Annotated in this window: 26 protein-coding genes; 6 read left to right on the top strand and 20 right to left on the bottom strand. The window is 63.9% G+C overall.

What is annotated here, in order from left to right; all coding sequences use genetic code 11:
- Positions 1 to 2: 2 nt before the first annotated feature.
- Positions 3 to 1,880 (bottom strand): MFS transporter, encoded by a 1,878-nt coding sequence (locus GEV38_RS07170; protein ID WP_173895716.1) that lies wholly within the window; start codon positions 1,878 to 1,880, stop codon positions 3 to 5.
- A 269-nt stretch (positions 1,881 to 2,149) separates the two neighbouring features.
- On the opposite strand from GEV38_RS07170, the gene GEV38_RS07165 reads away from it, so the two are divergent.
- A complete protein-coding gene (locus GEV38_RS07165; RefSeq protein ID WP_015269261.1) occupies positions 2,150 to 3,328 on the top strand; it encodes an MFS transporter in 1,179 nt (392 codons plus the stop codon).
- 126 nt (positions 3,329 to 3,454) lie between these two features.
- The gene (locus GEV38_RS07160; protein ID WP_173895714.1) at positions 3,455 to 6,931 is read left to right on the top strand and encodes a hybrid sensor histidine kinase/response regulator; all 3,477 of its coding nucleotides are present in this window, start codon (positions 3,455 to 3,457) and stop codon (positions 6,929 to 6,931) included.
- Here GEV38_RS07160 and rmuC read toward each other — a convergent pair.
- Complete coding sequence (rmuC, locus tag GEV38_RS07155; protein WP_161551463.1) at positions 6,903 to 8,276, bottom strand: DNA recombination protein RmuC; 1,374 nt, start codon at positions 8,274 to 8,276, stop codon at positions 6,903 to 6,905. The genes GEV38_RS07160 and rmuC overlap by 29 nt on opposite strands.
- Before the next feature lie 231 nt (positions 8,277 to 8,507).
- Positions 8,508 to 8,927 carry a tetratricopeptide repeat protein gene (locus GEV38_RS07150; RefSeq protein ID WP_024086418.1) on the bottom strand — a complete coding sequence of 140 codons (420 nt, stop codon included), beginning with the start codon at positions 8,925 to 8,927 and terminating at the stop codon, positions 8,508 to 8,510.
- 952 nt (positions 8,928 to 9,879) lie between these two features.
- Here GEV38_RS07150 and GEV38_RS07145 point away from each other — a divergent pair.
- The 3 genes from GEV38_RS07145 to GEV38_RS07135 all read left to right on the top strand — a co-directional run bounded on the left by GEV38_RS07145 (position 9,880) and on the right by GEV38_RS07135 (position 12,264).
- Positions 9,880 to 10,104, top strand: coding sequence for a hypothetical protein (locus GEV38_RS07145; RefSeq protein WP_003257337.1), 225 nt, complete (start codon positions 9,880 to 9,882; stop codon positions 10,102 to 10,104).
- A 249-nt stretch (positions 10,105 to 10,353) separates the two neighbouring features.
- Positions 10,354 to 10,836, top strand: a complete 483-nt coding sequence (locus tag GEV38_RS07140) for a hypothetical protein (protein WP_003257336.1) — start codon at positions 10,354 to 10,356, stop codon at positions 10,834 to 10,836.
- Positions 10,837 to 10,983: 147 nt separating this feature from the next.
- On the top strand, positions 10,984 to 12,264 hold the full coding sequence (locus GEV38_RS07135) for an OmpP1/FadL family transporter (RefSeq protein WP_039614588.1): 1,281 nt from the start codon (positions 10,984 to 10,986) through the stop codon (positions 12,262 to 12,264).
- 41 nt (positions 12,265 to 12,305) lie between these two features.
- Here GEV38_RS07135 and GEV38_RS07130 read toward each other — a convergent pair whose 3' ends face one another.
- Complete coding sequence (locus GEV38_RS07130; RefSeq protein WP_054572790.1) at positions 12,306 to 13,235, bottom strand: LysR family transcriptional regulator; 930 nt, start codon at positions 13,233 to 13,235, stop codon at positions 12,306 to 12,308.
- A 114-nt stretch (positions 13,236 to 13,349) separates the two neighbouring features.
- On the opposite strand from GEV38_RS07130, the gene GEV38_RS07125 reads away from it, so the two are divergent.
- Positions 13,350 to 13,610 carry a DUF2798 domain-containing protein gene (locus GEV38_RS07125; RefSeq protein ID WP_061303109.1) on the top strand — a complete coding sequence of 87 codons (261 nt, stop codon included), beginning with the start codon at positions 13,350 to 13,352 and terminating at the stop codon, positions 13,608 to 13,610.
- Here the strand turns inward: GEV38_RS07125 and GEV38_RS07120 are convergent.
- The 16 genes from GEV38_RS07120 to cobO all read right to left on the bottom strand — a co-directional run bounded on the left by GEV38_RS07120 (position 13,517) and on the right by cobO (position 26,626).
- The gene (locus GEV38_RS07120; RefSeq protein ID WP_173895706.1) at positions 13,517 to 13,840 is read right to left on the bottom strand and encodes a hypothetical protein; all 324 of its coding nucleotides are present in this window, start codon (positions 13,838 to 13,840) and stop codon (positions 13,517 to 13,519) included. The two genes, GEV38_RS07125 and GEV38_RS07120, sit on opposite strands and share 94 nt — an antisense overlap.
- Positions 13,841 to 13,965: 125 nt before the next feature.
- Positions 13,966 to 14,517: a glutathione peroxidase gene (locus GEV38_RS07115; RefSeq protein WP_015269254.1), complete on the bottom strand. Its 552-nt coding sequence runs from the start codon at positions 14,515 to 14,517 to the stop codon at positions 13,966 to 13,968.
- Positions 14,518 to 14,563: 46 nt separating this feature from the next.
- Positions 14,564 to 14,686 carry a hypothetical protein gene (locus GEV38_RS27575; RefSeq protein WP_013971388.1) on the bottom strand — a complete coding sequence of 41 codons (123 nt, stop codon included), beginning with the start codon at positions 14,684 to 14,686 and terminating at the stop codon, positions 14,564 to 14,566.
- The gene (locus GEV38_RS07110; RefSeq protein WP_015269253.1) at positions 14,683 to 15,885 is read right to left on the bottom strand and encodes an MFS transporter; all 1,203 of its coding nucleotides are present in this window, start codon (positions 15,883 to 15,885) and stop codon (positions 14,683 to 14,685) included. The genes GEV38_RS27575 and GEV38_RS07110 overlap by 4 nt, the downstream gene beginning before the upstream one ends.
- A 64-nt stretch (positions 15,886 to 15,949) precedes the next feature.
- Entirely contained in the window at positions 15,950 to 16,354 is a 405-nt protein-coding gene (locus GEV38_RS07105) for a MarR family winged helix-turn-helix transcriptional regulator (protein WP_013971386.1), read from the bottom strand.
- Between the two features lie 60 nt (positions 16,355 to 16,414).
- Positions 16,415 to 17,530 carry a glycoside hydrolase family 5 protein gene (locus GEV38_RS07100; RefSeq protein WP_173896067.1) on the bottom strand — a complete coding sequence of 372 codons (1,116 nt, stop codon included), beginning with the start codon at positions 17,528 to 17,530 and terminating at the stop codon, positions 16,415 to 16,417.
- A gap of 342 nt (positions 17,531 to 17,872) precedes the next feature.
- Positions 17,873 to 18,595, bottom strand: coding sequence for an adenosylcobinamide-GDP ribazoletransferase (locus tag GEV38_RS07095; RefSeq protein WP_015269251.1), 723 nt, complete (start codon positions 18,593 to 18,595; stop codon positions 17,873 to 17,875).
- 1 nt (position 18,596) lies between these two features.
- Complete coding sequence (locus tag GEV38_RS07090) at positions 18,597 to 19,163, bottom strand: histidine phosphatase family protein (RefSeq protein WP_054572792.1); 567 nt, start codon at positions 19,161 to 19,163, stop codon at positions 18,597 to 18,599.
- A complete protein-coding gene (cobT, locus tag GEV38_RS07085) occupies positions 19,160 to 20,215 on the bottom strand; it encodes a nicotinate-nucleotide--dimethylbenzimidazole phosphoribosyltransferase (RefSeq protein ID WP_015269249.1) in 1,056 nt (351 codons plus the stop codon). Before cobT ends, GEV38_RS07090 begins: the two co-directional genes overlap by 4 nt.
- A complete protein-coding gene (gene cobU / locus GEV38_RS07080; protein ID WP_054572793.1) occupies positions 20,212 to 20,733 on the bottom strand; it encodes a bifunctional adenosylcobinamide kinase/adenosylcobinamide-phosphate guanylyltransferase in 522 nt (173 codons plus the stop codon). Before cobU ends, cobT begins: the two co-directional genes overlap by 4 nt.
- 1 nt (position 20,734) lies before the next feature.
- Positions 20,735 to 22,189 carry a cobyric acid synthase gene (locus GEV38_RS07075; protein ID WP_054572794.1) on the bottom strand — a complete coding sequence of 485 codons (1,455 nt, stop codon included), beginning with the start codon at positions 22,187 to 22,189 and terminating at the stop codon, positions 20,735 to 20,737.
- Entirely contained in the window at positions 22,186 to 23,178 is a 993-nt protein-coding gene (cobD, locus tag GEV38_RS07070; protein ID WP_015269246.1) for a threonine-phosphate decarboxylase CobD, read from the bottom strand. The genes GEV38_RS07075 and cobD overlap by 4 nt, the downstream gene beginning before the upstream one ends.
- Positions 23,171 to 24,079 (bottom strand): adenosylcobinamide-phosphate synthase CbiB, encoded by a 909-nt coding sequence (gene cbiB / locus GEV38_RS07065; RefSeq protein ID WP_015269245.1) that lies wholly within the window; start codon positions 24,077 to 24,079, stop codon positions 23,171 to 23,173. Before cbiB ends, cobD begins: the two co-directional genes overlap by 8 nt.
- Positions 24,076 to 24,726 (bottom strand): 5,6-dimethylbenzimidazole synthase, encoded by a 651-nt coding sequence (bluB, locus tag GEV38_RS07060; protein ID WP_015269244.1) that lies wholly within the window; start codon positions 24,724 to 24,726, stop codon positions 24,076 to 24,078. Before bluB ends, cbiB begins: the two co-directional genes overlap by 4 nt.
- A complete protein-coding gene (locus GEV38_RS07055) occupies positions 24,723 to 26,018 on the bottom strand; it encodes a cobyrinate a,c-diamide synthase (protein ID WP_015269243.1) in 1,296 nt (431 codons plus the stop codon). The genes bluB and GEV38_RS07055 overlap by 4 nt, the downstream gene beginning before the upstream one ends.
- On the bottom strand, positions 26,015 to 26,626 hold the full coding sequence (gene cobO / locus GEV38_RS07050; protein WP_013971375.1) for a cob(I)yrinic acid a,c-diamide adenosyltransferase: 612 nt from the start codon (positions 26,624 to 26,626) through the stop codon (positions 26,015 to 26,017). Before cobO ends, GEV38_RS07055 begins: the two co-directional genes overlap by 4 nt.
- Positions 26,627 to 26,718 lie beyond the last annotated feature (92 nt).

Raw genomic sequence — 26,718 nt, 5'->3', positions numbered from 1 at the left:
CCCTAGCGCAGGTTGCCGCGCAGGCGGCTGACCTGCTCACGCAAGGCTTCTGGCTGCGCCGCCTCCACCGGGATGGCGGCGCCTGCCACGATGGTCACCCGCGACCACAGGCGCTTGAAAAAGCCCTTTGCCGGGTCACGGCTGAAGAAGCTGCCCCACAGCCCCTGCAAGGCCAACGGAATGACCGGCACCGGGGTTTCTTCGAGGATGCGGTTGACGCCGCCCTTGAACACGTCGATTTCGCCATCCCCGGTCAGCTTGCCTTCAGGGAAGATGCATACCAGCTCGCCATCGGCCAGGTACTCGGCAATGCGCGCGAAAGCACGTTCGTAGATGGCCAGGTCTTCGTTGCGCCCGGCAATCGGGATGGCGCCTGCGGTGCGGAACACGAAGTTGAGTACCGGCAAGTTGTAGATCTTGTAGTACATGACGAAGCGGATCGGCCGGCGAATCGCCCCGCCCAGCAGCAGCGCATCGACGAACGACACGTGGTTGCAAACCAGCAGCGCCGCGCCTTCGTCGGGGATGCGTTCGAGGTCGCGGTGCTGCACGCGGTACATCGAATGGCTGAGCAGCCAGATCAGGAAGCGCATGGTGAACTCGGGCACGATCCTGAAGATATAGGCGTTGACCGCGATATTGAGCAGCGACACCACCAGGAACAGTTGCGGGATGGTCAGCTCGGCCAGGCCCAGCAGGATGATGGTGAGCACTGCCGACACCACCATGAACAAGGCATTGAGGATGTTGTTGGCCGCGATCACCCGGGCGCGCTGGTCTTCGGCGGTGCGGGCCTGGATCAGTGCATACAGCGGTACGATGTAGAAGCCGCCGAACACCCCAAGGCCGACGATCGACAGCAGGATCCACCAGGCCTGGCCCATGCCCAACAGCGCCAGCCAGTCGTGCGGGGCCGCCGCAGCCGGCACATCGCCGGAGTGCCACCACCAAAGCAGGCCGAACAGGCTCAGGCCGAACGAGCCGAACGGCACCAGGCCGATTTCCACCTTGCGCCCGCTCAGCCGCTCGCACAGCAGCGAACCCAGGGCGATCCCCACCGAGAACAGGGTCAGCACCAGTGTCACCACCGTGCCGTCACCGTGCAGCCAGTCCTTGGCGTAGGCCGGGATCTGCGTGAGGTAGATGGCACCGACGAACCAGAACCACGAGTTGCCGACGATCGAGCGCGACACCGCCGGCGGCTGCCCCAGGCCCATGCGCAGGATCGCCCACGACTGCCTGAAGATGTTCCGGTCCAGCGGCATTTGCGGCGAAGCGGCAGCGGCCCGCGGGATCCAGCGGCTGGCCAGGTAACCGAGCACGGCGGTGCCGACCACGCCACCAGCCACCACGGTGGCATAGCTGTCAGCCGACATCATCACCCCAGCGCCGATGGTGCCGGCGAGGATGGCCAGGAAAGTACCGGTTTCCACCAGCCCGTTGCCGCCGACCAGTTCTTCCTCGCGCAGGGCCTGCGGCAGGATCGAGTACTTCACCGGGCCGAACAGAGCCGAGTGGGTTCCCATGCCGAACAGCGCCACCAGCATCAGTGCCAGGTGGTTGGTGATGAAACCGAGCGCGCCTACCGCCATGATCGCGATCTCGGCCAGCTTGATGGCCCGGATCAGCGCATCCTTGGCGAACTTCTCGCCAAACTGCCCGCCCAGCGCAGAGAACAGGAAGAACGGCAGGATGAACAGCAGGGCGCACAGGTTGACCCAGATCGAACGGTCGCCGTCGCCCAGGCTGAGCTTGAACAGGATCGCCAGGATCAGCGACTGCTTGAACAGGTTGTCGTTGAAGGCACCCAGCGACTGAGTGATGAAAAACGGCAGGAAACGCCGCTTGCCGAGCAAGGTGAATTGCGAGGAGTGACTCATCGTCCTTGGTCCTGAGGGCTTTTCAATTGGAGGCGCGCAGGGCGCGACAAGCCACAAATCTGCATGGGAAATGCACTGACTGGCAAGCGCGGTGATTCTGTAGCAAGCCTGTCCCGGCCTCATCGCCGGCAAGCCGGCTCCCACAGGTACCGCACATGGCTTGAGATCAATGCGGTCGAGGTGGGAGCTGGCTTGCCGGCGATGGGCTGCAGAGCAGCCCCCATTTGTCATATGCTCCGATTCGGCTATTCCACAACAAGGACGTGGCAATGCTCGCCGCCATCAAACGCTACCCGCACACCGTGCGCCTGCTGCTCGGCACTACCTTCACCCTCACCGTCGCCCGTGCCCTTACCCTGCCCTACCTGGTGGTGTACCTGGCTGACAACTTCCAGCTGCCGATCAGCCAGATCGGCCTGCTGATCGGTGGTGCGCTGATCATCGCCTCGCTGCTGAGCCTGTATGGCGGCCACCTTGTGGATACCTTGCGCAACCACACCCTGGTCAGCGCCAGCACCCTGCTGTTTGCCCTGGCTTTCGTCGGCGCGGTCGCCAGCAACTCGGCGCTGCTGTTCTTTATCTGCCTGGTGCTGATCAACCTGGCCCTGGCAGTGGTCGACATCGCTGCCAAGGCGGGCTTCTGCGCATTGCTACCGGTGGAGGCACGGGCCGAAGTGTTCGCCATCAAGTACACCCTCAGCAACGTCGGCTACGCCGCCGGCCCGCTGCTGGGCGTGGCCATGCTGGAGCTGAACGACCATATGCCGTTCATTGCCTCCGCCCTGCTCGGCCTGGGTATGTGCCTGACCTACTGGCGCCTGGGGGACCGCGGCCTGCAGGCCAGTGTGCCGGACAAACCCGGGGTCGGCTTTGGCCAGGTGGCGCTGGGTCTGGCCCGTGACCGACGGCTGATATGCTTCACCCTGGGCGGGGTGCTGAGCGCGGTAGTATTCGGCCAGTTCACTGCCTACCTGTCGCAATACCTGGTGGTAACCAGCAGCCCGGCCGAGGCGGCGCGCCTGATCGGTTACCTGGTGACCACCAACGCGGTGACGGTGATTGCCCTGCAGTACCTGATCGGCCGCCGCATCAGCCGCCAGCGCCTGATGCCCTGGCTGCTGGCCGGCATGGGCCTGTTCATCGCCGGGCTGCTGGGCTTCGCCCTGGCCGGTTCGGCGCTGGCGTGGTGCCTGGCGATGCTGGTGTTCACCCTGGGCGAGATCATCGTGATCCCGGCCGAGTACATGTTCATCGACCTGATCGCGCCGGAGCACTTGCGTGGGGTGTATTACGGCGCGCAGAACCTGTCCAACCTCGGTGCGGCGCTGGGGCCGGTGATGGTGGGGTTTGCCCTGGTACATCTGTGGCCGGGGGCGATCTTCTACCTGCTGGTGTTGTCGGTGATACTGGCGGGGGTGTTTTATTGGCTGGGTACCCGCAGTAACTGATGTTGGCTGTATCGGCCTCTTCGCGAGCAAGCTCGCTCCTACAACCATCGTCTGCGCTGACGAAGCGGCACCTGCGTGCCAGACTGATTGATCGGGACCGCGTTATCTTTTTGCTTCGGAGTCTTCATGTCGTTGTCCAGCGGGCTGATCGCCGTGGTCGCCCTGGCCTATATGGCCATCATGTTCGCCATCGCCTTCTACGGCGACCGCCGCAGCACGCCGTTGCCGCCGAAGCTGCGTGCCTGGGTGTACAGCCTGTCGCTGGCCGTGTACTGCACCAGCTGGACCTTCTTCGGCGCGGTCGGCCAGGCCGCCGAACAGCTCTGGGCATTCCTGCCGATTTACCTGGGCCCGGTGCTGCTGCTGATCTTCGCGCCCTGGGTGCTGCAGAAGATGGTGCTGATCAGCAAGCAACAGAACATCACCTCGATTGCCGACTTCATCGCCGCGCGCTATGGCAAGTCGCAGTCCCTGGCGGTGGTCGTGGCGCTCATCTGCCTGGTCGGCGTGCTGCCGTACATCGCCTTGCAACTCAAGGGCATCGTGCTGGGGGTGAACCTGCTGATCGGCGCCAACGCCGACGCCACCGGCACCCGCGTACAGGACACCGCACTGGTTGTATCCCTGGTGCTGGCACTGTTCGCCATCGTCTTCGGTACCCGCAGCCTGGACGTGACCGAACACCACCGTGGCATGGTCCTGGCGATTGCCTTCGAATCACTGATCAAGCTGCTGGCCTTCCTCGCCGTGGGCATCTTTGTCGTCTTCAACCTGTATGACGGCTTCGACGACCTGTTCAGCCAGGCCCGCCAGTCGATCCACCTTCAGGACTATTGGCAGGAGACCATCAATTGGCCGTCGATGGTGGTGCAGACCGCCGTGGCGATGATGGCGATCATCTGCCTGCCACGGCAATTCCACGTCACCGTGGTGGAGAACATCGAACCCCAGGACATGCGCCTGGCGCGCTGGGTATTCCCGATGTACCTGGCGCTCGCCGCATTGTTTGTGGTGCCGATCGCCCTGGCCGGGCAGATGCTGCTGCCGGGCACGGTGATCTCCGATTCGTTCGTCATCAGCCTTCCTCTGGCCGAGGCACACCCGAGCCTGGCCCTGCTGGCATTCATCGGTGGTGCATCGGCGGCCACGGGCATGGTCATCGTCGAGGCCGTGGCGCTGTCGACCATGGTCTCCAACGACATGCTGCTGCCCTGGCTGCTGCGCCGTACCAACGCCGAGCGGCCGTTCGAGGCATTCCGCCACTGGATGCTCTCTGTACGCCGGGTGACCATCGTGGTGATCCTGCTGCTGGCGTATGTCAGCTACCGCCTGCTGGGCTCCACCGCCAGCCTGGCGACCATCGGCCAGATCGCCTTCGCTGCCGTGACCCAACTGACACCGGCCATGCTTGGTGCGCTGTACTGGAAACAGGCCAACCGCCGCGGTGTGTTCGCCGGCCTGGCCGCAGGTATTTTCCTGTGGTTCTACACCCTGGTGCTGCCGATTGCCGCGCATAGCGTGGGCTGGTCGCTGCAGCTGTTCCCAGGGTTGGCGTGGCTGCACGGCAACCCGCTTGACCTGCCGATCAGCCCACTGACCCAGGGTGTCGTGCTGTCGCTGGCGGGCAACTTCACTCTGTTCGCCTGGGTCTCGGTGCTTTCGCGCACGCGGGTTTCCGAGCATTGGCAGGCCGGCCGCTTCATCGGCCAGCAGACCAGCGCCAGGCCCAGCAGCAAGCCGCTGCTGGCGGTGCAGATCGACGACCTGCTGACCCTGGCCTCGCGCTTCGTTGGTGAAGAACGCGCCCGGCAGAGCTTCATCCGCTTCGCCTACCGCCAGGGCAAGGGCTTCAACCCCAACCAGAACGCCGACGGCGACTGGATCGAACATACCGAACGCCTGCTGGCCGGCGTACTCGGCACCTCGTCGACCCGCGCCGTGGTCAAGGCCGCCATCGAAGGCCGCGACATGCAGCTGGAAGACGTGGTGCGTATCGCCGACGAAGCCAGCGAGGTGCTGCAGTTCAACCGCGCCCTGCTGCAAGGGGCAATCGAGAACATCAACCAGGGCATCAGCGTGGTCGACCAGAACCTGCACCTGGTGGCCTGGAACCGCCGTTACCTGGAACAGTTCAACTACCCCGACGGGCTGATCAGCGTGGGCCGGCCGATCGCCGACATCATCCGCTACAACGCCGAGCGTGGCCTGTGCGGACCGGGCGAGGCGCAGGTGCACGTGGCGCGTCGCCTGCACTGGATGCGTCAGGGCCGTGCGCACTCCTCCGAGCGCTTGTTCCCCAATGGCCGGGTGATCGAGCTGATCGGCAACCCGATGCCGGGCGGCGGTTTCGTCATGAGCTTCACCGACATCACCCCGTTCCGTGAGGCCGAGCAGGCCCTGCGCGATGCCAACGAACGCCTGGAGCAACGGGTGGCGGAACGCACCCAGGAGCTGTCGCAACTGAACCAGGCGTTGTCCGAAGCCAAGAGCCGTGCCGAAGCGGTGAGCCAGTCCAAGACCCGTTTCCTGGCTGCGGTCAGCCATGACCTGATGCAGCCGCTGAACGCGGCCCGGCTGTTCTCCGCCGCCTTGTCGCAACAGGCCGAGGGCATGAATGAAGAGGCCCGGCAGCTGGTGCAGCACATGGACAGTTCGCTGCGCTCGGCCGAAGAGCTGATCAGCGACCTGCTGGACATCTCACGCCTTGAAAACGGCAAGATTACCCCGGATGCCAAACCCTTTGCCCTCAACGAGCTGTTCGACACCCTGGGTGCCGAATTCAAGGTGCTGGCCGCCGAGAAGGGCCTGGAATTTCGCCTGCGCGGCAGCCGCCTGCGGGTGGACAGTGACATGAAGCTGCTGCGCCGGGTGCTGCAGAACTTCCTGACCAACGCCCTGCGCTACGGCAAGAGCCCGATCCTGCTGGGCGCACGGCGCCAGGGTGAACAGTTGTGGCTTGAAGTGTGGGACCGCGGCCCCGGCATCGCCGACGACAAGCTGCAGGTGATCTTCCAGGAGTTCAAGCGCCTGGACAGCCACCAGACCCGCGCCGAGAAGGGCCTGGGCCTGGGCCTGGCGATCGCCGACGGCCTGTGCCGGGTGCTGGGGCACAAGCTGGAAGTGCGCTCGTGGCCGGGCAAGGGCACGGTGTTCCGCGTCAGCGTACCAATTGCCCACCAGGCCGCGCCGGCGCCCGCCGCCCCGGTGGAACAGGGCGGCCAGCCACTGGCCGGGCTGCAGGTACTGTGCGTGGACAACGAAGACAGCATCCTGATTGGCATGAACAGCCTGCTCAGCCGCTGGGGTTGCCAGGTGTGGACCGCGCGCAACCGCGCCGAATGCGAAGCTCTGCTGGCCAAGGGCATGCGCCCGCACCTGGCGCTGGTCGACTACCACCTGGACGACGGCGAAACTGGTACCGGGCTGATGGGCTGGCTACGCGCGCGCCTTGGCGAGCCGGTGCCGGGCGTGGTGATCAGCGCTGACGGCAGCAAGGAAACCATCGCCATGGTGCATGCCTCTGGCCTGGACTACCTGGCCAAGCCGGTCAAGCCGGCGGCCCTGCGTGCCATGCTCAATCGCCATCTGAACCTGGTTCAGTAAGCGCTTCGTCCGGCAACGCCTCATCGGACAGCGCCCGCTCCAGCAGGTCGGCCGGCAGGCTCTTGCTGGCGCGGGCGCCCAGCAGCTTCAGCTGTTCGCTGCGGCTGACCAGGTTGCCGCGCCCTTCACACAGCTTGTTGCGCGCCGCGGCATAGGCCTTGTCCACCTGCTGCAGGCGGCTGCCCAACTCGTCCAGGTCCTGGATGAACAGCACGAACTTGTCGTACAGCCAGCCGGCGCGTTCGGCGATCTCGCGGGCGTTCTGGCCCTGGCGTTCCTGCTTCCACAGGCTGTCGATCACCCGCAAGGTGGCCAGCAAGGTGGTCGGGCTGACGATCACGATCTGCCGGTCGAAGGCTTCCTGGAACAGGTTCGGCTCGGCCTGCAGGGCTGCCGAGAAGGCGGCCTCGATCGGCACGAACAGCAGCACGAAATCCAGGCTGTGCAGGCCTTCGAGGCGGTTGTAGTCCTTGCTCGACAGGCCTTTGACGTGACTGCGCAGCGACTGCACATGCTGCTTGAGCGCAGCCTCGTCGTTGCCGGCGACGAACTGCTGGTAGGCGGTGAGGCTGACCTTGGCATCCACCACTACCTGCTTGTCGCCGGGCAGCATGATCAGAACGTCAGGCTGGAAGCGCTCGCCATCGGCGCTCTTCAAGCTGACCTGGGTCTGGTATTCGCGGCCCTTTTCCAGGCCGGCATGCTCCAACACCCGTTCGAGGATCAACTCACCCCAGTTGCCCTGGGTTTTCTGGCCCTTCAGCGCCTGGGTCAGGTTGGTGGCTTCGTCGGACAGGCGCAGGTTGAGTTGCTGCAGGCGCTCCAGCTCCTTGCCCAGCGAGAAGCGCTCGCGGGCTTCCTGCTGGTAGCTCTCTTCCACGCGTTTTTCGAAAGCCTGGATGCGCTCCTTGAGCGGGTCGAGCAACTGGCCGAGATGCTGCTGGCTGGTCTGGGCGAAGCGCTGCTCGCGCTCGTCGAAGATCTTGGTAGCCATGTCGGCGAACTGGGCGCGCAGGGTGTCGCGGGCTTCCTGCAGGTCTTCCAGGCGCTGCTGGTGGCTTTCCTGCTGCTCGCGCAGTTCGGCGTCCAGGCGTGCGGTCTGGGCCTCCAGGCGACGCAGTTCGGCTTCGCGGTTGGCACGTTCGAGGTTCCAGGCGTGAGCGGCATCACGGGCATTGTCACGGTCGATCTGCAGCAGTTCCAGCTCACGGCCCTGGGCGGCCAGCTGGGTCTGCTTGACGGTGTTGGCTTCGCTGAGATCGCTGATTTCATCGCGGCTGGCGTCCAGTTGCGCCTGCAAGCCGGCCAGGGCCAGCTGGGCAGCATTGAGGCGCTCTTCGAGCAAAGCCTGTTCGCCTTGCCGCGTGCCCTGGCGACGCTGCACCTGCATGACCCAACCCAGGCAAGGTAATGCACCTGCCACCAAGCCCAGCAGAATGCTGGCCAGATCCACTGTCATGCTTACCCCGAATGATCCTGGATGAATGCATCGCAGCTTATCAGCCTGAGCGGTGTGTTGCCTGTTCCGGCCTCTTCGCGGGTAAACCCGCGAAAAGGCCAGTGCTGGCAATACACCTCAGGCATGGAACCACTGCCGCAAAAGCCGCCGTGCTTCCTGCGACCCTTGCCCTGCCGCCAGCTCCAGCCAGTACCGCGCCTGCTCCGGCTCGTTGTGCTGGCACAGCCGTGCATACTCCAGTTGCGCGCGCCGATCACCGGCGCGGGCCGCCTGGCGCAGCAGTTCATGGCCAATACGCCGGTCACGGGCATTGCCGCAATCACGGCACAACATCTGTCCCAGGCGGCTTTGCGCCACTACCACACCCTGACGCGCCGGCTGTTTCAACAGGCGCCCGGCCAAGTGCTTGACCTGCGGCTTGTCACCCAGGCGCGGGTTGTCGAGCAGCCACAAGGCCACTTTGAGGGAGAAACGTTTGGGGGGAGGCGCAGGCGTCGATGCAGCAGGGCTGGCGAGGTGTTTACCGCGAAACTTCATGAGCAACAGGATTGGCAACTCGAAAGGCGCGCCACTCTACCCTTTTTTTTGCGACATGGCCTTCCGATTTCTGCAGGATTGAAAAAATTTTCAATGATCTTTTCTTGACGTTTTCAAGTGGATGACCAACTGGCCTCCTGAAGCATGTAGATTGTCGGACAGTTCACTGTATTGCTGGCACGCTCGTCCTAGAGCAAGCGCCAGGGACAATCCACAGTTCCTGTGGATAACTCGGTGGACAACCCCCTGGCATCCCCCGCAAACCCCTATGAATTGGGGCTTTCGCTCAAACTGACGATTTTTTCACCAGCTAAAAATAGTGTTTTTTTTCATTGACTTAACCGGCCAGTCAAGGCATTGGCGAGGCTGTCATCGCATGCTGCAAGGCAGTTGCAAGCGCTGCTCCAAATGTGAACAAGTGCACCAAAAACCTTCAATTGAATGCACGAAATCGGTACATCAGGCCGGATACGGGGCTTTTGCAGCCCCTTCCCATCAGGGAAAATACGCGCCATACTGCGCGGCTAACCTGTATTAACACAAAGTCCTTGCCAAGCACCTGTATTCTCGCTAAGGTGCGCATCGTTAGTACCAAGCTGAAAGTCAATTCTGGCCTTAAGCGTCCTTGCAGACACACTCCTCCCAAGGGTGACGCTGCTGAAACCAGGACCGGCCCATTCGATGATTCACTCGCCAGCCCTGCGCTGTTCAAGCACGAATCACGTGACAGATTGATCAGGATCCCACCCCGACGGCCTAGAACCTTGGCCCCGGCGTGCTGCCTGTCCTCTGAAGTACCTACCAGTCAGCCCACGCGCCCACCTTTGATTGCGCTCCCTCTGGCTGCCCTGTTCCAGTCAGGTTCGTTCGTCCCTTAATAAAGGCGTCACTGGAACGTTTCTATCATGCACGGATCATAACTCCCGTGTTTAAAGCAGGAACCTCCAACAATATGCAAACTCATCATCAGATTCAGGCTGCCATTGGCACCCTCTCCCAGGCCTTCTCGCCGTTGAAGTGCCTTATCGTTGCCCCTCGCAAAGGCAGCTTCAGCTTCACCCTGGTAGACGAACACGGCGTCGCCTGCCACACCGAACGCCTGTACCCTGAACAGTACAGCCGCAGTGAACCGCTGCAGGCGGTCATCGCTCGAACCCGCCAGTCGCTCACCGCGTGAGCGGCGAATGCTGCGGTATTCAAGCGCTGAATCATCCCATCGCAAGCCTGCCTGAACGTTCGTGGCGTAATTGCCTTAAGGCATATAGCCAAGTACGTCAGGCAGCAATCGATTTAAAAACAGCCCTTTACACCACGATTATCACACTACACTTCAACTCGAGCGGTGCTTGCCGCTTCCGGCGGGCCTGATCACTCACCAGCTGCCAAGCTCCAGCGCCCGTCCGGCCCTTAACTGCTCGAGGGCATCATGGGTATCGCGGCGAATGAATTGTGTCAGTATGTGATCCGACCCACCCTGGTCTACCTGAACCGTCACTGCGCCAGCGCCGAAGCCTTGTTGCTTGGCATCGCCGCCAGCCAGTCGGCCCTGGGGTCGGCCTTGCACGACCGTCGTGGGCACGGTCTGTACCGTATTGGCGAACACCGTCACCAGGCTATCTGGGACGACTATCTTGCCCGTGACCCCGACCTGGCCAGCCTGGTCCGCGGCCTGGCCAGCCAGCACGCCTTCCTCGGCGGCCCGCACCTGGAACTCACCGTCAACCTGCGTTATTCAACCGCGATTGCCTGGATGCTCATCGAAGAGCAGGCCACGCCACTGCCGGCCGCCGATGACCTTCTCGCGCTTGCGCGAATCTGGCGACAGATTTTCAACCCCCAAGGTCGCCTGCGCGACTTCACACACGCCTGGCATACCTGCATAGATCAGAGATTGCCGCAGGCATCTTAAGACGCGTCCTACAACGCACCCGGAAAAAAGGGAATTTTGGTCGGATTGTCCTACAAAACCGCTCTATCTCCTGCGATTGAGGCTATAGCGCGGCGCGTGATTTGTTGGTAGCTTTTCGCCCCGGAGATCCCAAGGAGTTTTCTAATAATGAAAAAAGTAATGCTCAAAGCCTCCCTCGGCGTAGCCGTTGCACTTGCTTCCAGCCAACTGCTCGCCGCAGGTTTCGCGCTGAACGAACAAAGCATCAGCGGCATGGGAACCGGGTTTGCGGGACGTTCGTCTTCTGCCGAAGATGCCAGCACGGTGTATGGCAACCCTGCGGGCATGTCTCGCCTCAAGCGCGAACAGGTCACCGTGGGTGGCGCGGCTGTCATTGCCAAAACTGATATTTCGGGTCGTGGTAGCAATTTCGGGGGGGAAACCGATGGCGACATGGTCCCGGTCGTGGGTGTACCCATGGGCTATTACGTCAAACCGATCGATGATCACTGGAGCGTCGGTTTCGGCGTTTACGTGCCATACGGCCTGATCACGGACTACGGCAGCGACGACGCGGCACGCTACTGGGGCAAGAAGAGCAAGGTCGAGGTTGTCACCTTCCAGCCAACCATCAGCTATGCCTTCAACGACAAGGTGTCGATCGGTTTCGGTCCGACCATCAACCGTATCAAGGGTGAACTGGGCTCGAATCTGTCCAGCAAGGCGCTGCTGGGCCCGAACGGGCCGGATGGCGAAATCAAGATCAAGGGCGACGACACCGCGATCGGTTACAACATTGGCGTCCTCGTGCAAGCCACAGACCGTACCCGCCTGGGCCTGACCTATCACTCCATGGTCGACTACAAGCTTGAAGGCGACACGCGAGTGTCGTACCCGATTGCAGCCCTCGGCCTGAACGGCAAATTCGACGCCAGCCTGAAAATAAAGACGCCAGAATCGGTGGACTTCTCGATCACCCATGAACTGGATGACCAGTGGACACTCTATGCGGGTAGTACCTGGACTCGCTGGAGCCGCCTGGAGAGCATCGTTGTCAAGAACGAAGCACCGACGGGCTACCCACTGCAGACCATCACCGAAGAGCAAAACTGGCATGACACCTGGGCACACGCCATTGGTGCTGCCTACAAGGTGAACAAGGAGTGGACCCTGCGTGCAGGCTTCTCCGTCGACCAGTCGCCCACCAACAACCATGATCGCTCGCCGCGCATTCCTACCGGCGACCGCAAGGCTGTCAGCTTTGGTGCCGGTTGGAGCCCGAACGACGACATGACCATCGATGTTGCCTACTCGTATCTGTGGGAAGAGGATACCAAGGTGAACAATGTGTCCGGCTCGCCGACACAACAGGCGCTGAAAGGCACCTATCAGGCCAAGTATGAGAACAGTGCTCACGGTATTGGTGCATCCCTTACCTACCGCTTCTGATTCATACGCGTGACATGAAAACCGCCCTCGTGGCGGTTTTTTTACACCTTCACCTGCCAGTCATCGCCCAGGCATTCGCGCAGGTAGTCCATGAACACCTGTACTTTTGCGGTCATGGCAAAGCGGTCGGCCAGGCACAGATAGATATCCATCGGTTCGGTCTGGGCATAGGCCTGGCCGCTATCGCTGTATTCGAACAACGGCACCAGCGCCCCGTTATCCAGATGCGGCCTTACGATGAACTCGGCAAGGCGGGTGATGCCGCCATCGTGCAGCGCCATCTGGGTCAGGGCATCGATGTCGTCGCTGATCAGGACACCGCCGAACTCTGCCTCGAACCGCAGCCCGTCGCGCATGAACCCCCAACGCAGGAAGCGCCCATCCACCGGGTAGCGGAACACCAGGCAGCGGTGGTCACGCAAGGCCTCGGGCGTGGCCGGCACGCCGGCGCTTTGCAGGTAACCGGGCGAGGCACAGCATATGAACGGTATACGGGCGATATGCCGGGCCAGCAACTGGTCTTCGAGTTGCGGGGCAATGCGCAGGCTCACGTCCACATCCTCCCGCGCGTGGTTGACCCGGCGATCAGTCGTTACCAACTCTATCGAAAGCAGTGGGTAGCGGGCATTGAACGCAGGTATCAATGGTGCCAGGACATGGCGACCGAAGGCGGATGTCGAAGCAATGCAGAGCCGTCCTTGGGGTTCACTGTCGGGGGTGGTGACAGCCTGTTCGGCCATGGCCAGATCGCGCTCGATGTGCCTGACGCGTTCGTAATACTGGGTACCGGCGGGTGTCAGCGCCATGCTGCGGGTGGTGCGGCTGAGAAGGCGAACCTGCAAGTGACCTTCCAGGCGTGCCAGGTTCTGGCTGACCGCAGCCGGGCTCAGGCCCAGGTTGCGGGCACCGGCGGCGATACTGCCGGCCTCGACAACCTTGATGAAGCTGCGAATGGCGTTGAGCAGGTCCATGCTGAGCCCTTTGATTCGTAAGAATTTCTTTATAAAGAACTCAATACGACTGGTCTACAACTGTTGCCAGGTGCGTTGCTAACCTGCGTCTCTACTTACTTTTCAGGAGTTCGCATGAGCAACTTGTCCCAGGCACGCAGCCGACGCAAATTGCATCCCGCCGCCACGCCTTACGTTTTTGCCTTTTACATGTCGTCGATCATGGCGCTATTGATGTGTTTCGTGATCACGGCAGCGAATGCGGGGGTCAACCCTGAGTACCTTGGCAACGTGCTGAAGGCTTACCAATTGGCAATGCCTGTGGCGTTCGTTTGTGTATTGATGGTCAGGCCGGTGGTGGTGCGGTTGGTGGCGATTACTGTGCATGCAAAGTGAAGTAACCCCAAAGCCCAGGCAAGCCCCCTGCTCTTGCTCTTGCTCTTGCTCTTGCTCTTGCTCTTGCTCTTGCTCTTGCTCTTGCTCTTGCTCTTGCTCTTGCTCTTGATCTTGATCTTGATCTTGATCTTGATCTTGATCTTGATCTTGATCTTGATCTTGATCTTGATCTTGATCTTCGCGACTTCAGGAGGCCGAGCAGAGGTCTTGCGGAGGGAGGTGACGGGCATCCATGCCCGTCACCTCCCTCCGCAGTCCCTTCGCTCGGCCTCCTGAAGTCGCAATCTGCAGCGCCTGCACTATCGCGCACTTAGAAGCAAAAGCCAAAGCAAGAGCAAGAGCAAGAGCTGCTAGGTTATGGCTGGGAGGCAATGGCCTTTTCGATGGCTGCCCGGAATGCTGGATCATCCGGCTTGGTCAGGCTGGAAAAGTTATCAATCACCTTGCCCTTTCGGTCCACCACGTACTTGTAGAAATTCCACTTCGGCGCACTGCTCTGGCTTGCCAGCTCCGCGAACAGCGGTATCGCATCCGCCCCCCGCACCGACTGTGTCTTGGTCATGGTAAAGGTAACGCCATAGTTGGCATAACATACCTTGGCTGTCTTCTCGCTGTCGGCGTCCTCCTGCTTGAAGTCATTGGACGGCACGCCAAGCATTTCCAAGCCTTGCCCGTGATATTCCTTGTAGGTCGCTTCAAGCCCCTCGAACTGCGGCGCGAAACCGCAGTAACTGGCCGTATTCACCACCACCAGGGGCTTGCCGGCAAAGCGCTCGCACAGGTCCACCTGCCCCTTGCCCCGCAACTCTGGCAGGCTGCCCTGCAACAACGCCGGGCAATCAGCAGCCCAGCTCGATGCGCTGGCAAGCAGGGCCAGCACCGGCACCGTCAACCAATGTGCACGCATGACTCTTTTCTCCCGCAAGACAATCCTCGAACTTGCAGGGTAGCGCCTAACAAACACTCATGCCCAGTTGCATCAACGCCATCCCGCCCTTGTGCCAGCCCCACCACACCAGCGCCAGCAACGACAGGGCGGCGAGGGCCAGTAGCCCTCGAGCCAGGTAGCGGTTCATGCGGCCTGGGCCTGCAGGCGGGCAACCGGGCGTTCGCGCACGGGCCAATTGAGGGCGGCAGCCAGCAGGCTGAGCAGGATGGAAATCTGCCAGACCAGGTCGTAGCTGCCGGTGCGGTCATACACCACCCCGCCCAACCAACCGCCCAGGAAGGCACCCAGCTGGTGGAACAGGAAGACGATACCGCCAAGCATGGACAAGTTGCGCACGCCGAATACGGTGGCAACGGTACCGTTGGTCAACGGCACCGTGGACAACCACAGCAGGCCCATGGCGATGCCGAACAGATAAGCACTGAATTCGGTCACCGGCGCCCAGAGGAACAGCACGATCACTACCGCACGCAGCAGGTACAACCCGGTCAGCAGGCGCGGCTTGGACATGCGCCCACCCAGCCAGCCGGCAGTGAAGGTACCGACGATATTGAAAAGGCCTACCAGCGCCAGCACCGTGGTGCCGGTAGTCGCGGCCAGATGCTGGTCGACCAGGTAGGCCGGCAGATGCACGCCAATGAACACCACCTGGAAACCACAAACGAAAAAGCCCAGCGCCAGCAACCAGAAGCCTGAGTGCGAGCAAGCCTCGCGCAAAGCCTGGCTCAGGGTCTGTTCGGCTCCATGAGTGGGCAGAGGCCGGTCGCGCAGCAGGCCGACGAAGGGCACGATCAGCGCCACCATCAGGCCCAGTACCAGCAACGCTGCGGACCAGCCCAGCCACTGGATAAGGCCGAGAGTGCCCGGCAACATTGCGAACTGGCCGAAAGAACCGGCAGCGCTGGCAATGCCCATGGCCATGCTGCGCTTTTCCGCAGGCACGGCACGCCCGACCACGCCGAGGATGACCGAGAACGAGGTGCCGGACAGACCGATACCGATCAGCAAGCCGGCACTCAGCGACAACGACCAGGCCGAGTCGGCCATGCCCATCAACACCAACCCGGCAGCGTAGAGAATACCGCCAATGATCACCACCCGCGCCGCACCCATGCGGTCGGCCAGGGCGCCGGCGAACGGTTGCGCCAGCCCCCAGATCAGGTTCTGCAAGGCAATGGCGAAGGCAAACACCTCACGCCCCCAGCCGAAGTCCGCGCTCATAGGCGCCAGGAACAGGCCGAAGCCGTGCCGCACACCCAGGGATAGCGCCAGGATCAGCGCTGCCCCCACCAATACCCACCCGCTGGTTCGCCACACCGAAGTCATTGTCGTTATCTCCAGCACATCGCAAGGTTTTACGGGTATATACCCGCTTATAGTCGTATCAATTTCAAGCCAGCTGGTTCAGCAAACGGACCAGTTCATCCCGCTGCCCTGCCCCCAGCCGCTCCACCAACTCTGCCTGTGCCTGTTCCCAGGCCGGATGGGCCGCGTGCAGCAACTGGGTACCGGCCTCGGTCAGCAGCACCACGCGGTTGCGTTGGTCGTCACCATCGGCCAAGGCCACCAGCCCTTCAGCCTCCAGCACCCGTAGGTTGCGGCCCAGGGTACTGCGCTCCAGGCCCATGGCCTCCGCCAGGGTGGTGATACTGGGACGATCGAGCCGCTGCAGATGACGCAACAGGGAAAACTGGGCGACATTGACCCCAAAGCTGGCAAGGGCCTCGTCGTAATGCCGGCTCACCCCACGGGCGGCGCGACGCAGATGGGTGCAGATGCATTCACTGGTCAACATGGATACGTGTATATACCCGCATCATGTGTGTTGCAAGAGTTTTCACGACTGTCAGACACCTCAGCCTGGGTTCAGGCGCTTGCGAATCGGCTCGAACTCCACCGTGGCCTTGCGCGCCAGCGGGTCTGGAGCGCCCTGCTCGATTGCCTGCCAATAGCGCCACGGTACCCTGGTCGAGCCCAATTCGTAGTCCATGCCGTCCCAGTTATCTTCACGGAAGCTGTAGAAGGCCCAGTGCAACCGGTGGCGATCCAGCACGCTGAGCACGTCTTCCAGGTATTGCCGGCAGCCCGGCAGCCTGCGCATGCAGCCGAACTCACCCACCACCAGCCGCGAGCGGGGCACGTTCATGGCCGCGGCCCAATCCAGCGGCTGGCGCAGGTATTGCGCCACACGCTGGCCATCCCACTGCTGCGTCTGCCCCGCAAACGGTGCCGGGCCGGGATAGGCGATGGGTTGCTTGCGCGTCATGTTCGGTGCACTGGTCACCAGATAGGGCTCGTACATGTGCACGCTGTACAGCACCCGCTGGTCTTCCAGGGGAGCCGGCCAGTAACCGAAGGCATCAGCGGCGGCGAACCAGCCGGCATCGAGCATGACCGGCGTGTCCGCGTCCTCCTCGCGAATGGCCGCTATCAACTGCCGATACAGAGCCGGCAGATCACGCGCACTGCCCTGCTGCCCTGCATACCACTGCTGCATTTGCCCAGGGTCGGCATGCTCGGCCAGGCCACCGTGCTTCTCCGGGGCGGGCTCGTTGACCAGGTTGTAGGCGGCGATGGCCGGGTGACCTTTCAGCTCATGGGCCAGATCCCGCCAGAAGGCCGCAGCCTGCAACCAGTAGCGTTTGTCCTGCCAGAGGCGGTCGTCGAACTGGCCATGGTTGTTTTGCGACCAGCGCATGCCGGGTAGCGAGAGCGGTGCGATGACCACCTTGAGGCCGGCTTGGTGGGCGCGGTCGAGGGTGGCTCGCAGCGTTGCCAGGTCGGCGGCAGGCAGGCCTTGGTAGGCATCGGCATCGCCGAGGAGGAAATCGCGTTCCGCCGGCTGCCATTTGTCGTAGGACAGCCGCACCCAGGTCGCGCCATAACCGCTCAAGGCGTCGAAGTAGGCTTGGTCAGGTGGCAGCCGGTTGAAGCTGTTGCCACCGTGGCGGGGGGTGTTCCAGAAAGCCATGAGATCGGCTGCCACGGCGGCAGGCCCCATGGCCAACAAAAACGCAGCAAGAATGACATGACGCATGGTGCCGACACTCCTCGACAGTTTGCGGGAGGGGCAAGCATACGCCAGTGAAAAGATGCCGGTTCTTGCTGAGTTTTTCAGGAATTTACCGACACGTTAGGCTCAGAAACGCCCTACAGAAACATCCTGCTTGCGCGGTCACTTGTAGGAGCGGCCTTGTGTCGCGAAAGGGCTGCAAAGCAGCCCCATGACTTCAGCGTTAGTGCATAAATTGCCGGGGCTGCTTTGCAGCCCATTCGCGACACAAGGCCGCTCCTACAGGGCCCAGAGCAAGGCTCAGAGGCCCAACGCCAACCCCAGCACCACGGCCAGTTCGAGCAACTCCAGCATTGCACCAGCGGTATCGCCGGTAGTCCCGCCCAGGCGCCGGCACATCAGGTGCCGCAACCAGGCAAACACCGCCAACGCCAGCACCACGATCCACCCGCCCAGGACCAGACAGAAAAGCACACAGCCCAGCAGCACCCAGCCGGCCGCATGCCGGGGCAGGTGCTCGGCCAGCGCCTGCCCCAAACCGCCCTGCCGTACATATGGCGTACTCAGGAACAGCCCGAGCATCGCCGCCCGCCCGATCAACGGTGCCAGTAGCAACTGTGCGCCAATGCCCTGCTCGACCAGCACCCACAAAGCGCAGAACTTCAGCAACAGCACCAGCACCAGGGTGACCACGGCAATCGGCCCGCTACGTGGGTCCTTCATGATCAGCAAGGTGCGTTCGCGGTCACCGAAACCGCCAAGCCAAGCGTCGGCGCTGTCCGCCAGGCCATCCAGGTGCAAGGCGCCACTGAGCAACACCCACAACGTGAGCAGCAGGGCCGCGTGCAGCGACGCAGGCGTGCCCTGCAGCAGGTAGCTGGCCAGCCACAGCAACAGGCCGAACAGCAACCCGACCAGCGGGTAGCAGAGCAGCGAGCGCCCCACCTCGCGCGGCGCCGGCATGCCCGGCAGACTCACCGGCAGGCTGCTGAGAAACTGCAAGGCAATCCACAACGGCAACATGTCAGCGCCCCTCGACCCACTGGCCGTCGTCACCCGGCACCAGTCGCATCAGCGCAGCGTGGCCGACTTCGACCTGCAGCAACTGCGCCCTTGGCAAACCACGGGCACGTGCCAGCAGCAGCCGCATCACACCGCCATGGGTGACCAGCAGCACGCGCTTGCCAGCATGCTGGCGCCCCAGGCGCTCGACAGCGGCCAGCACTCGCTCGGCGAACGCCTCGACTGGCTCGCCATTAGGTGGCGTAAACGCGTAAGGGTCCGCCCAGAAGCGCCCCAGCGCGTCCGCCTGGTCTTCCATGATCTGCGCGGCACTACGGCCCTCCCAGTCGCCAAAATGCAGCTCCTGCAATGCCGCTTCGCGCTGCACAGGCAGGTTCAGCCGCTCGCCCAGTTCCTCGGCAAAACGCGCACAGCGCTGCAGCGGCGAACTGACCAGCACCTCCCACGGGCCGGCTTCGGCCACGGCTTCACGCATCTGCGCCCAGCCCTTGTCGATCAAGGCATCATCAAGGCTGCCACGCAGGCCGCCCTGTTCGGTTTCGCCATGGCGCAGCAGGTCGAGGATCATGCCGGGCGGTCCGCCACCGCAGCCTCGGCAAAGGTCGCCATCTGCCCGTGCAACGCACAGGCCAGGCGCAACAGCGGCACGGCCAGGGCAGCCCCACTGCCCTCGCCCAGGCGCAGGCCCAGGGCCAGCAACGGCTCGGCCTGCAAGGCGTCGAGCAAGGCTTTGTGCCCAGGCTCTGCGCCTTGGTGGGCAAACACCAGCCAGGCCCGACACTGCGGGTTGAGACGCACCGCCAGCAGCGCGGCGACACTGCAGATGAAGCCGTCCACCAGTACCGCGATACCCGCCTGCGCGCAGCCAATGTAGGCACCGGCCAAGGCCGCGATCTCGAAACCACCGACACAGCCCAGTGCCTGCAATGGATCGTTGGCGCTAAGGCCATGCAGGCTCAACGCACGCTCGATGACCTCGGCCTTGTGCCGCACCCCGGCGTGGTCCAGGCCGGTACCCGGGCCACTTAATTCAGCAGGCGGGCAACCGAGCAACACGCTGGCCAGGGCAGCGGCAGCCGTGGTGTTGCCAATACCCATCTCGCCCCCGATGAACAGCTGCGCGCCCTGTTCGGCGGCGCGCAGGGCACTATCGCGACCGGCCTGCAGGGCGGCCTGCAGCTGGCCCTCGGTCATCGCCGGCTGGCGGGCGAAGTTGGCGGTACCGGCGCCAAGGCGCAGGTGGCGCACGCCAGGCAGTTCCAGGTGGGGGTCGATGGTGCCCAGGTCGACCACTTCCAGACTCGCCTGCAGCTGGCGCGCCAGCACGCTGATTGCCGCGCCACCACCGACGAAGTTGCGCAGCATCTGCCCGGTCACCGCTTGCGGGTAGGCCGAGATGCCTTCCTCGACCACGCCGTGGTCACCGGCAAAAATGCTGATTGCGGCGTTATCCAAGGTCGGCCGTTCACACCCCTGCAGACCGGCCAGCTGAATGGCCAATCCTTCCAGTTGGCCTAGCGAACCGGCAGGTTTGGTCAGCTGTTGCTGACGAGCGCGGGCCTGGTCCATGGCGGCGTTGTCGAGAGGTTGGCAGGCGTCACGCCACCAGGCTTGGGTCATAGTGCAGGTCCTTTGAGCATTAGGGGTAGGCCGGCCACAGTCAGCACCACGCGCTGACAGCGTTCGGCCACGGCCTGGTGCAGCCAGCCGGCCAGGTCGACATAGCGACGAGTCAGCTCGCCCATGGGCACGACGCCCAGGCCGGTTTCGTTACTGACCAGGATGACCGTGCCCGGCGACTGTTCCAGGCAGGCCAGCAGCGCATCACGCTCCTCGGCCAGGCGCTGGTCGTCTTCGAGCATCAGCAGGTTGGTCAGCCAGAGGGTCAGGCAATCCACCAGCAGGCAGCGCCCTTCGGCCGCTTCGGCGCGCAGTACCGCGGCCAGGGCCAGGGGTTCCTCGATCAACCCCCAGTCATCAGGGCGACGCTGGCGATGCAGCAGCACGCGTTCGTTCATTTCACCATCCAGCGGCTGGCTGGTGGCGATGTAGGTCACCGGCAGGCCACTGGCGCTGGCCAGCTGTTCGGCCAGGCGGCTCTTGCCCGAGCGGGCGCCGCCGAGGATCAGGTTGAGCATGTCAGGCCACCCCACAGAGCTGGCGCAGGCGCGCGGTGTCCAGGTGCTTTTCCACCAGATCGGCCAGGCGCTCGATATCGCGTTCGCGCAGGGCCTGGTAATCGACGGTCTGCACATCCTCCAGGCCAGCCCAGCGCAGCAGCGCCGCGCACGACTGGCTGCCTTCGAACAGGCCGTGCAGATAGGTGGCAACTATCTGGCCATCGGCGCTGACAGCACCATCGCAACGGCCATCGGCAAGTTGCACGGCTGGCTGCTCCAGGGCAGGCCCTGTGGTGACGCCGGCATGAATTTCATAACCGGCAACCGGGACTGCTTCGAGGTTCAGCGTGCCGGCAACGTTGCGCAGTTGCTTCTCGGCTTCGAGCACCGTGGCGTAATCGAGCAGGCCAAGCCCCGGGCTGGAGCCGGCGACCCCTTCGAGACCAAGCGGGTCATGCACTTCGCGGCCCAGCATCTGCAGGCCGCCGCAGATCCCGATCAGCTTGCCGCCATAGCGCAGGTGCCGGTCGATGGCCTTGTCCCAACCGCGCTCACGCAGTTGCGCCAGGTCGCCGCGCACACTCTTGGAACCCGGCAGGATGATCAGGTCGGCGGCCGGGATCGGCTGGCCCGCGCCGATGAACTGCAGGTCCACCTGGGGGTGCAGGCGCAGCGGGTCAAAGTCGGTGTGGTTACTGATACGCGGCAGTGCCGGGACGATCACCTTGAGCACGCGCTCGGCCTTTGCCCCCTGGCGTGCGTCGATGCCGTCTTCGGCTTCCAGATGCAGATCGGTGACATACGGCAGCACGCCCAGCACCGGCTTGCCGGTGCGCTGCTCCAGCCAATCCAGCCCCGGCTGCAGCAAGGCGATGTCGCCGCGGAAGCGGTTGATGACAAAGCCCTTTACCCGCGCCTGCTCACTGGGCGACAGCAGTTCCAGCGTGCCGACCAGATGGGCGAACACACCACCACGATTGATGTCGGCAACCAGAATCACCGGGCAGTCCACCGCTTCGGCAAAGCCCATGTTGGCGATGTCACCGGCACGCAGGTTGATCTCCGCCGGCGAGCCCGCGCCTTCGACCATGACCACCGGCCAAGCAGCACTCAGACGCAGGTGCGAAGCCAGCACCGCCTGCATGGCGATGGCCTTGTAGTCGTGGTAGGCCACCGCGTTCATGCTGGTGACGGCACGGCCATGGATGATCACCTGGGCGCCGGTGTCGCTGTTGGGCTTGAGCAGCACCGGGTTCATGTCGGTGTGTGGTTGCAGCCGGCAGGCCTGGGCCTGCACCGCCTGGGCCCGGCCGATTTCACCGCCATCGGCGGTCACCGCGCTGTTCAGCGCCATGTTCTGCGGCTTGAACGGCACCACGCCGACGCCCTGGCGCAACAGCCAGCGGCACAGTGCGGTCACCAGCGTACTCTTGCCGGCGTCGGAGGTGGTGCCTTGCACCATGAGGGTGGTCATGCCGTTTCCTTCTGATAGGCCGCCAGGGCCTGGGCCAGGCGCTGTTCGTCCGCCGCATGGGCAGGCAGCCCAAGGCGTACCGCCGACGGCTGCTCGAACAGCCGCACCAGGATGCCGCGGCGGGCAAGAAAGTCATGCAGTTGCGCAGCGTGCTCGCTGCGCACGTACTGGAACAGGTCGCATCCGCCGCTGGGCGCCAGGCCGGCGCTGCGCAACAGCATAGCCAGCCGCTGGCTGGCGGCAGCGCAGCGTTCGACCTGCACACGCTGGGCGGCGTGGTCGGCCAGGCTGGCCTGGGCCAGCACCCGGGTCGGGCCATTGACGGTCCACGGCCCAAGCAACTCGGCCAGGCGCAGCAGCAGGCTGCGTTCGGCGGCAACGAACCCCAGGCGCACGCCGGCCAGGCCGAAGAACTTGCCGAACGAGCGCAGCACAATCAGCCCCGGGCGCTCGGCACAATCGACCACGCTTTGCGCAGGGGTGTTGTCCATGAACGCTTCATCGACCAGCAGCCAACCACCGCGGGCGGCCAGGCGCGCATGCCAATCCAGCAGGCGTTCACGCGGCACCCGGCGGCCGGTGGGGTTGTTGGGGTTGACCAGCACCAGTACGTCGAGGCTGTCGAGCGTCGCCTCTACCTGCGCTTCGTCCAGCTCCAGCAACTGGTGCCCCGCCCGTTGCCAGGCGTATGGGTGCTCGGCATAGCAAGGCGTCAACACCCCCACCCGGCCGGCTGCGCGCAACAGCGGCAAGGCCTGGATCGCGGCCTGGGAACCGGCCACCGCCAGCAATTGGCGGGCGCCGTAATACGCACGCGCGGCGTCCTCCAGGCCGTCCTCGGTCTCCGGCAGGCGGGCCCAGGCCTCCATGGGGATCTGTGGAATCGGGAAAGGCCATGGCGCAATGCCGCTGGACAGGTCGAGCCACTGCTCGCGGGCGATGCCGTATTGCCGTACCGCCCGCAGCAGGCGGCCTCCGTGTTCAAGCATTGATATAGGCCCCCAGGCAGATCACCAGCAGCCATAGCCATACGCCGCGCTGCACCAGGCCCCAGCCGCGCTCGATGGCGTCGGCGTCGGCCATTGGCCCGTCACCCAGGCGTGGCCGCTCATGCAGCTCGCCGTGGTACACCGCCGGGCCACCGAGTTCCACCCCTAACGCACCAGCACCGGCGGCCATCACCGGCCCGGCATTGGGGCTGTCCCACAGCGGGCCCTGCTTGCGCCAGCAGGCCAGGGCCAGGCGGGTCTTGCCCAGCAGCGCGTAGGTCAACGCCACCAGCCTGGCGGGAATATAGTTGAGCACATCATCGACACGCGCCGCACACCAGCCGAAGCGTTCGAAGCGCTCGTTGCGGTAGCCCCACATGGCATCCAAGGTGTTGCTCAGGCGGTACAGCACCACGCCAGGCGCGCCGGCGACCACGAACCAGAACAGCGCGGCGAATACCGCATCGCTGCCATTTTCCAGCACCGATTCGGTGGCCGCCCGGGCCACCGCAGGCTCGTCAAGTTCGCGGGTTTCGCGGCTGACCAGGTAGCCCACACGGCGCCGCGCTTCTTGCAGGTCACCCTGGCGCAAGGCACTGGCCACTGGTAACACGTGTTCACCCAGGCTGCGCAGCCCGACGGCGCAGTAGAGCGCCAGCACGTCGACCAGCCAGCCGATGTACGGCAGCCAGGACAGAATCAGTGCCACCAGGGTAAGCGGCACCACAGCCAGGAACCATGCGCTCACCCCGTGACTGCGCCAGCCGCGCCCACCGGCATTGAGGCGGCGCTCCAGGTTACTGGCCATGTTGCCAAAGGCCACCAGCGGGTGGCGCCGCTGCGGCTCGCCTAGCAAGGCATCCAGGGCCACCCCGGCCACGGTCAGCAAGGCCACGCTCATTGGCGCTCTCCCCATTGGTTCTCAAAGAGCATTTCACTCAAGGGCCGTTCCTCGGCCCAGTTTTCCAGCACCAGCATTGGTGCCGGATAGAACTCGGTCACCGGCCCCAGGCACAGCACCGCGACCGGCTTGGCCCCACTCGGCATACCCAGCAGCGCCGCCAGCGCCTGCGGGTCGAACAGCGACACCCAACCCATGCCAAGGCCTTCGCCACGGGCTGCCAGCCAAAGGTTCTGGATGGCGCAGGCCAGCGAGGCCAGGTCCATTTCCGGCAGGGTGCGGCGGCCGAAGATGTGCGGCTCGCGGTTGTCCATCAGGGCGGCCACCAGCAGCTCGGCGCAGTCATTGATGCCTTCCACCTTCAGTTTCATGAAGGCATCGGAGCGTTCGCCCAAGGCTTCGGCGGTACGCACCCGCTCTGCTTCCACCAACGCCTGGATGCGCGCACGCAAATCGCGCCGGGTGATGCGGATGAAACGCCAGGGCTGCATCAGCCCGACGCTCGGCGCCTGATGCGCGGCGGCCAACAGGCGCCCCAGCAGTTCCGGGGCTACCTCGCCTCCGGCGAAATGGCGCATGTCACGGCGTTCACCGATGGCCCGATAGATCGCGGCGCGCTCGGCGTCGCTGTAGGCGTATTCGCTCATGGTCGCAACAGCGCCGCCGCCGCATCAGGGTTGGAGGGAAAGTAGAAGTGCACGTAGGAAGCCGTCAGCCGACCCAGACGGTACACCGCTTCGTTGCCGCGCCCGCCGTTGGGGCTCAGGCCACGTGCGATCGGCTCCAGTACGGTACTGGTCAACGAATGGTGATAGGTGTGACCGCGCAGGGTGCCTTCCGGCAGTTCCACCGCCTGCAGGGCCAAGGCAGCCAGGCGCTTCTGCATGGTCGCTTCGCCCGGCAGCAGGCCGAGCAGCTCGGCACGCTCGCCGGCCACGTCGGTCAGGGCATCGAGCAGGTACAGCATGCCGCCGCACTCTGCCAGCAACGGTTTGCCCTGGGCGTGATGGGCACGGATCGCCTCGCTCATTGGCGCGTTGGCAGCCAGGGCGTGGTGGTGCAGTTCGGGATAACCGCCCGGCAGATACAGGCTGTCCACTGCTGGTAGTTCGCGGTCATGCAGCGGCGAGAAAAACTCCAGCTGCGCGCCCAGGTTGCGCAGCAGGTCGAGGTTGGCGCCATAGGTGAAGGCAAAGGCCTCGTCCCGCGCCACGCCAATGCGCACACCGGTCAACGAGGCGACACTGGCTTGCGGCTCGGGTTCGGCAAAGGTCACTGGCGGCGGCAAGGCGGCATCGCAACTGGCGCCAAGCGCTTCGGCAGCGGCATCCAGACGAGCGTCCAGGTCGTTCAGCTCGCTGGCCTGGACCAGCCCCAGGTGGCGGCTGGGCAGCTCTATACCGCGCTCGCGGGACAAGCCGCCATACCAGCGCAGGCCTTCGGTCAGGCTACCTTCCAGCAGTTGCGCGTGGCGCAGGCTGCCCACCCGGTTGGCCAACACACCGGCAAACGGCAGGTCCGCCTGGTAGCGTGCCAGGCCCAGGGCCAAGGCGCCAAAGGTCTGGGCCATGGCCGTGCCGTCGATCACTGCCAGTACCGGCACGCCGAAGTGACGCGCCAGGTCGGCGCTGGACGGCGTGCCGTCGAACAGCCCCATCACCCCTTCGATCAGGATCAGGTCGGCCTCCCCGGCTGCCTCCCACAGAAGGCGGCGGCTTTCCTCGGCGCCGATCATCCACAGGTCGAGCTGGTACACCGGCGCGCCGCTGGCCCGCTCAAGGATCATCGGGTCGAGAAAGTCGGGGCCGCACTTGAACACCCGCACCTTGCGCCCAAGGTTGCGGTGCAGGCGGGCCAGGGCGGCGGTGACGGTGGTCTTGCCCTGACCAGAGGCCGGTGCCGCGATCAGTACCGCAGGGCAATGGCGCGACTGGCTCACAGTTCCACGCCCTTCTGTGCACGGATACCGGCCTGGAACGCGTGCTTGAGCATGCCCATTTCGGTCACGGTGTCGGCCAGCTCGATCATCTCGGGTTTCGCGGCACGGCCAGTGACGATCACATGCTGCATTGGTGGGCGGGCCTGGATGTCGGACAGCACCTGGTCAAGGTCGAGGTAGCCGTGCTTGAGGGCGATGTTCAGTTCATCGAGCACCACGAACTGCACGCTCGGATCTTGCAGCAACTGGCGCGAAACGGCCCAAGCTGCTTCGGCGGCGGCAATGTCGCGCTGGCGATCCTGGGTTTCCCAGGTAAAGCCCTCGCCCATCACGTGGTAGCGCACCTGCTCGGGGAAACGGCGGAAGAACAGCTCTTCGCCGGTGCTGTTGCGGCCTTTGATGAACTGCACCACACCGCATTGCATGCCATGGCCCAGTGCGCGCGCGAGCATACCGAAGGCCGAGCTGCTCTTGCCCTTGCCATTGCCGGTCAGTACCAGCAGCAGGCCGCATTCGTTGGGGGAATTGGCGATACGTTCGTCGATGATCGCCTTCTTGCGCTGCATGCGCGCCAGGTGGCGTTCGTCGCGTTCGGTGGATTCGCTCATCAGGGTTCTCCGCTGGCTGGCGCCCGCGGCAACGCGCGGCGACAGATAAAAGGCGGGCAGACGGAGAACGCGCAGGGGCCGTGGCCGTAGGC

The sequence above is a fragment of the Pseudomonas sp. 13159349 genome (genome assembly GCF_013305685.1).
In the GTDB taxonomy this organism is placed as follows: Bacteria; Pseudomonadota; Gammaproteobacteria; order Pseudomonadales; family Pseudomonadaceae; genus Aquipseudomonas; species Aquipseudomonas asiatica.
This window is presented reverse-complemented; position numbering and strand designations above follow the sequence as displayed.